The sequence below is a fragment of the Streptomyces sp. HSW2009 genome (assembly GCF_040240285.1).
Lineage (GTDB): Bacteria > Actinomycetota > Actinomycetes > Streptomycetales > Streptomycetaceae > Streptomyces.
In genome coordinates, this window is the sequence record NZ_JBEHZD010000488.1 from 1 (window position 1) to 6,085 (window position 6,085).

The 6,085-nt window shown below is 75.1% G+C and carries 4 protein-coding genes; 2 read left to right on the forward strand and 2 right to left on the reverse strand.

Annotation, left to right across the window (positions count from 1 at the left end; genetic code table 11):
• Positions 1–504 precede the first annotated feature (504 nt).
• Entirely contained in the window at positions 505–1,035 is a 531-nt protein-coding gene (locus AAHZ94_RS26995) for an MGMT family protein (RefSeq protein WP_349995991.1), read from the reverse strand.
• A gap of 191 nt (positions 1,036–1,226) precedes the next feature.
• On the opposite strand from AAHZ94_RS26995, the gene AAHZ94_RS27000 reads away from it, so the two are divergent.
• Complete coding sequence (locus AAHZ94_RS27000) at positions 1,227–4,214, forward strand: flippase-like domain-containing protein (protein WP_349995992.1); 2,988 nt, start codon at positions 1,227–1,229, stop codon at positions 4,212–4,214.
• An 82-nt stretch (positions 4,215–4,296) separates the two neighbouring features.
• Here AAHZ94_RS27000 and AAHZ94_RS27005 read toward each other — a convergent pair whose 3' ends face one another.
• Positions 4,297–5,205, reverse strand: a complete 909-nt coding sequence (locus AAHZ94_RS27005; protein WP_349995994.1) for an NmrA family NAD(P)-binding protein — start codon at positions 5,203–5,205, stop codon at positions 4,297–4,299.
• Positions 5,206–5,313: 108 nt separating this feature from the next.
• Here AAHZ94_RS27005 and AAHZ94_RS27010 point away from each other — a divergent pair, with 108 nt between their 5' ends.
• Positions 5,314–5,874 carry a TetR/AcrR family transcriptional regulator gene (locus AAHZ94_RS27010; RefSeq protein ID WP_349995996.1) on the forward strand — a complete coding sequence of 187 codons (561 nt, stop codon included), beginning with the start codon at positions 5,314–5,316 and terminating at the stop codon, positions 5,872–5,874.
• The last annotated feature ends 211 nt before the right edge of the window (positions 5,875–6,085 follow it).

A 6,085-nucleotide genomic window follows, 5' to 3' on the forward strand; every position in this document is an offset into this window, starting at 1 on the left:
AGCAGCGCCTCGGTCTGCGCCGACAGCGGCGGGGCCCCCGGCCCGGCGCCCCCCGCGGGCCCCGGCCAGGTCCCATACGCACCGCACGACGCCCCAGGTCCCCGCCCCGCCACGGCCCGCCGCGCGCGAACCGACAGCGCGCGCGCCGCCGCACGCCGGTGGTCCCCCACCGGCCGCACGGCGGGCCCGACGCCCGCGCTCCGGGGTGACGCACCCGACACCGCGACCGGCATCCGCGCGACAGGCCCGACATCCGACACCGCGCCACCGCACCCCACGTCCACGTACGAACCGATGCCGGCGCACACACCGGCACCTGCGCCCACCCCCACCCACACGGCCGCACGCACCACCGCGCCCGACGCCCGCGCGACAGGCCCGACACCCGACACCGCGCCGCCGCACCCCACGTACGAACCGACACCGGCTGCAAGGCCAGCGGAGACGGCGGGACCCGCACGGCCAGCACGGCCAGCAGAAGCAGCACCCCTCGCCACCCCCGTCTCACGCCCCGTCATCAGCATCCGGAGCATCCGGCCGGTTCCCGTCCCAGCGGGCCCGTCGCATGTCGAGGCGGGGCAGGGCCGCCCGGGAACGATCACCGGCGCGGCCGGCGGGCCGCTCGTACCGGGGCCGCCCCGGGCCATCGCCACCCGCATCGGCATCGGCACCCGCATCCACAGCCCTCGCGCGCGCGGGCTCGCGGAGCGGGGTGCCCTCGGTCCGGTAGTGCTGCAACGCCTCCCGCTCGTGGCCGGGCAGCAGCGCACCGTCCGAGCGCACCACGCGCCACCACGGGCCCATGTCGCCGTACGTCGCCATCACCCGCCCCACCTGGCGCGGACCGCCCACGCCGCGACCACCGCCGCCGGCGATCGGGGGCGCATCGGGGTCGATCTCCTGGGCCAGCCACTCGGCGACGTCGCCGTAGGTCATCACCCGGCCGGGCGGAATCAGTTCGGCGACGGCCAGTACCCGTTCGGCGTACTCAGGCAGTCCGTCCGGCTCGGGGCGTTCCTCGCTCTGGCGGCTCATCCGACTCATCCTGCCGTACGCCACCGACAGCCGACCGTCGTGATCACACCGTGTGCGCACCCGTGCTACGGCGCGTACCATCCGTATTTCGCGCCCCCGAAGTACCCCCTGATGCCGGCCCCGGCCACGCGGCCATGCCACCATCTTCCGGGCGGTGACAGGTGATACGAGATCAAGAAGAGACGACTGAGATGCAGGGTGCGCAGCCTCCAGAAGAGGACGGTGCTCCCGCCGCGCTGCCTCGCGCCGAAGAGTCCGCCGCTTCCGTGGGGGCCACGGATTCCACCGAGCCGGCGCCGGCGCCGACCGAGCCCGCCGAGCCCGCTCCGGCCGATTCCCCCGAGCCCGCCCCGGTCGACCCTCCCGATCCCACCGCGGCCGGCGCCGCATCCGTAACCCCGAACCTCACGAAGCCCACGGAGCCCGCCCCGACGCCCGACGACGCCCCGGCCGACACCAGCACCCGCGCCGACACCGAAGCCGGACCGGCCACCGAAACCGATCCCGAGTCCGCCCCCGAAACCGACCCTCCAGACGCCCCCACCACCGGCGCGCACCGCTGTGAGGAGCCGGAGTTGCCCGCGGACCGGGTCGCGGTCGACGAGCCGCTGTTGCCCGCCCGGGTGCACCGGCCGTCCGACCTGGTCAAGCTGTTGCTCGGGGTGCTGGGCCTGGCCGTCGTACTGGCCGTGGCGGCGTTCGCGCACGGGACGACCACCGGTCTCGCGAAGGACATCAGCAAGGGCGCCGGACAGGCCCCCGACCTGCTGATCGAGTTCGCCGGCCTGGCGTCGAGCGTCGCGGTGCTCATCCTTCCGGTGGCGTTCGCCATGGAACGGCTGATCAAGCGCGACGGGCTGCGGATCGCCGACGGCGTGCTCGCCGCCGTACTCGCGCACGGCGTCTCGCTCGCCACCGACCTGTGGGTGGCCCGTTCGGCGCCCGACTCGGTGCGCGAGACCCTGACCCAGGAGTCCCCGGGCGGCGCCTTCTCCGACCCCGTGCACGGCTACCTCGCCCCCGTCATCGCCTACATGACGGCCGTCGGCATGGCCCGCAGGCCGCACTGGCGGGTGGCGATGTGGGTGGTGCTGCTGCTCGACGCGTTCGCCGTGCTCGTCGGCCGCTACACCACGCCCTTCTCCATCCTGATCACGGTGCTCATCGGCTGGACGGTGGCGTACGGGACGCTGTACGCGGTGGGCTCGCCCAACGTCCGGCCCACCGGCCAGCACCTGCTGCTCGGCCTGCGCCGGGTCGGGTTCAGCCCGGTCAGCGCGCTGCGCTGGGACGAGGGGATCAGCGGCGAACAGCCCGCAGGCGCCGACCGCGGCCGGCGCTACCTGGTCACCCTGGAGGACGGCCCGCCGCTGGACGTCACCGTCGTGGACCGCGAGCAACAGGCGCAGGGCTTCTTCTACCGCACCTGGCAACGGCTCGCGCTGCGCTCCATCACCCAGCGCCGCAGCCTCCAGTCACTGCGCCAGGCCCTGGAACAGGAGGCGCTGCTCGCCTACGCGGCCATCGCCGCCGGGGCCAACGCGCCCAAGCTGATCGCCACCTCCGAGCTCGGCCCGGACGCGGTGATGCTGGTGTACGAGCACACCGGCGGACGGACCCTGAACGCGCTGCCCGACGAGCAGATCACCGACGAGTTGCTGGCCGGCGCCTGGCGGCAGGTGCGGGCGCTCCAGTCGCGGCGGATCGCGCACCGCAGGCTGGAGGGCGACGCGATCCTGGTGGATCGTTTTGGCCGGGTCATCGTCTCGGACCTGCGCGGCGGTGAGATCGCCGCCGGCGACATGGTGCTGCGGATGGACATCGCGCAGCTGCTCACCACGCTCGCGCTGCGGGTGGGCGCCGAGCGCTCGGTGGCCGCGGCGGTCGAGGTCATCGGCCCGGACGCGGTCGCCGACAGCCTGCCGCTGCTCCAGCCGCTCGCCCTCAACCGCGCCACCCGCGCCACGCTCCGACACCTCGCCAGGGAGCGGGCGAACCGGCAGCGCGAGGCGGTGCTCGCGGCGGCCCGTACCGAGAAGGCGGAGCGTGAGGCGGAGGCCGCCGCGGCCAAGGAACGCGCCGACGTGGAGCCGCTGGACCGCAAGGCGCGCAAGGCGCTCAAGGCGGAGCGACAGGCCCAGAAGCGGGCCACGGACGAGGCCCTTGAGGAGGCACGCGAAGAGGACCTGCTCTCGCAGATCCGGCAGCAGGTGCTGTTGGTGCGTCCGCAGGCGCCCATAGAGCCGGTACGCCTGGAGCGCATCAAGCCGCGCACGCTGGTCAGCTTCTGCGCCGGCGCGTTCGCCGCATACTTCCTGCTCTCCCAGTTCACACACATCAAGCTGGGCCAGGTGATAGGCGAGGCCAACTGGGCGTGGGTGGCCATCGCGCTGTTCTTCTCCGGTCTGACCTACGTGTGCGCGGCGATCAGCCTGCTCGGCTTCGTACCGGAGAAGGTGCCGTTCGGGCGGACCGTGCTGGCGCAGGTCGCCGCCTCGTTCGCGAAGCTGGTCGCGCCGGCCGCGGTCGGCGGCGTGGCGCTGAACACCCGCTTCCTGCAACGGGCCGGGGTGCGCCCGGGGCAGGCGGTGGCCAGCGTCGGCGCCTCCCAGCTCTTCGGCCTGGCCAGCCACGTGATCCTGCTCGGCACCTTCGGCTACATCACCGGCACCGAGCGCACCCCCACCCTCTCGCCGTCCCGCACGGTGATCGCCGGGCTGCTGACGGCAGCGGTCCTCGCGCTGGTGGTGACGGCCGTGCCCGTGCTGCGCAAGTTCGTCTCGACCCGGGTCCGCTCGCTGTTCGCCGGTGTCGTCCCACGCATGCTCGACCTGCTCCAGCGCCCGCAGAAGCTGTTCGCCGGCATCGGCGGCATGCTGCTGCTGACCGCGACGTTCGTGATGTGCCTGGATTCCTCCATCCGCGCCTTCGACGGCGAGCTCAGCTACGCGAGCATCGCGGTGGTCTTCCTCGCCGGCAACGCGCTGGGCTCGGCGGCGCCCACCCCCGGCGGCGTCGGCGCGGTCGAGGCGGCCCTGATCGCCGGCCTCACCTTCGCCGGCCTCCCGTACGACACGGCGGCGCCCGCGGTGCTGCTGTTCCGCCTGATGACGTTCTGGCTGCCGGTGCTGCCGGGCTGGCTGTCCTTCTCGTACCTGACGCGCAAGGAAGCGCTGTAACGCACGGGGCTGGCGCCGCCCGGGCGCACGGGGCGCGCGCCGCCGTGGCGCACGGGGCGCGCCGCGCCGCGGATGTCGCCCGTCAGCCGGCCGGGTGCAGGTGTACGCGCGCCCACTCCGCAAACGGGGTCGGGGTCAGCCCCAGGGCGCGGGCGAACTCGGGGCGGGCCGGCTGCGGGTGCTCGTTGAGGTGGGACTGGCCGAAGCCGGACTCCGGCATTCCGGCGGCGCGCGCCTCCTCTTCGGTGAGCTCGGGCGCGGTCAAGGGGACGCCCAGCCGCTCGGCGAGGACCGCGGTGACCTCCGCCACCGTGCGCAGGTCGCTCGCCAACTCCAGCTCCACCCCGGAGAACCGCTGCGGGTCGGCCACGGCGGCGGCTGCTGCCGCGCCGATGTCGGCGACCGCGACCAGGGCCAGTTCGGTCCCCGGCCGCAACAGTGTCACCAGCCCGCCGGCGGCCCCGCGCGGAAAGACGATCCCCGCATCCGGCAGCAGGTTCTCCATGAAGAAGCCGGGTTTGATGAGCGTCCAGTGCGCGAAGCCCGCCGCCCGCACCCGGTCCTGGATGCCGGCCTTGGCCGCGTAGTACGCGTCGAGCCAGGCCCAGCGCCCCGTCACCCACGCCGTGTGCTGGCCGGCGCCGGAGACCGAGGTGTGCACGAACTGGGGCACGCCCGCGGCCCGCGCGGCCTCGATCAGGTTGCCGGCCTGGGCGACCTCGCCGTCGAAGCCCCGCCCAGCCAGGTCGGGCATCTGCACCGAGAAGACGGCGCGGGCGCCCTCGGCGGCGCGGGTCAGCGATGCCGGGTCGTCGAGGTCGCCGACGGCGAGGGCGACGCCGCGCGCCGCAAGCGCCCGGGCCCGGGCGGTCTCGGGATCGCGGACCAGCGCCCGGACGGGCACGCCGGCGGCCAGCAGGGCCCGGGCGGTGGCGCCGCCCTGCTGCCCGGTGGCGCCGGTGACCAGGACGGGGGTGGGTTCGGTGGCCATGACACTCCTCGGAGAATGACGGCAGAAAGAAATGGCGGGGCCCGCCATTTACCTGACCAGTACGATACGGAGGGCCCCGCCATTTAGCAATCCTCGGAGGTGACGCCCATGACCGGGCAACGCGCTGACGCCCGGCGCAACTACGCACGCATCCTCGCCGTGGCCGAAGCCGAGGTCGCCGCGCACGGCGCCGACGCGTCCCTGGAGCAGATCGCCCGCACCGCCGGGGTCGGATCGGCCACCGTGCGCCGACACTTCCCCGGCCGGCGCGCGCTGCTGGCCGCCGTGTTCGGCGAACGGATCGCGGTGCTGTGCGCCCGCGCCACCGCACTGACCGACGCGCCCGACGCCCGGCAGGCGCTCCTGGAGTGGCTGCACGCGCTCACCGCGTACGCCGCATCGGCCCGCGGCATGGCCGACGCGCTGATGCAGGACGGGCTGACCGACCCGGAACAGGTGCAGGACTGCTCGACCAAGCTCCGGGCGGCGGCCGAACCACTGGTGCAGCGCGCCGCACAGGCCGGCGCCCTGGCCCCCGGCGTCACCGCGGCCGACCTGCTCACCCTCGTCACCGGCATCGCCCTGGCCACCGAACACCACCAGGACCCGACCGCCGAGGCCGGCCGCCTGCTCGACCTGACGGTGCGGGGGGTCGTTCCGCCGCGCTGAACCGGGGCGTACGGGCCCCGGCCCACCCAGCCCAAGGCCCCTCACCCCTCACCCGTCCGGCGCGCTGTGCGGGCGGGGTGCTGTGGCAGCGCCCGGACGGGCACGCCGGCGGCCCGCCGGGCCCCGGCGGGGGGGCCCCCCCGCCGGCCCGGGGGGCCGGGGGGGGGGGGGGGCGGGCGCGGGGGCCGCCCCCGCGGGCCGTGGTCGAGGC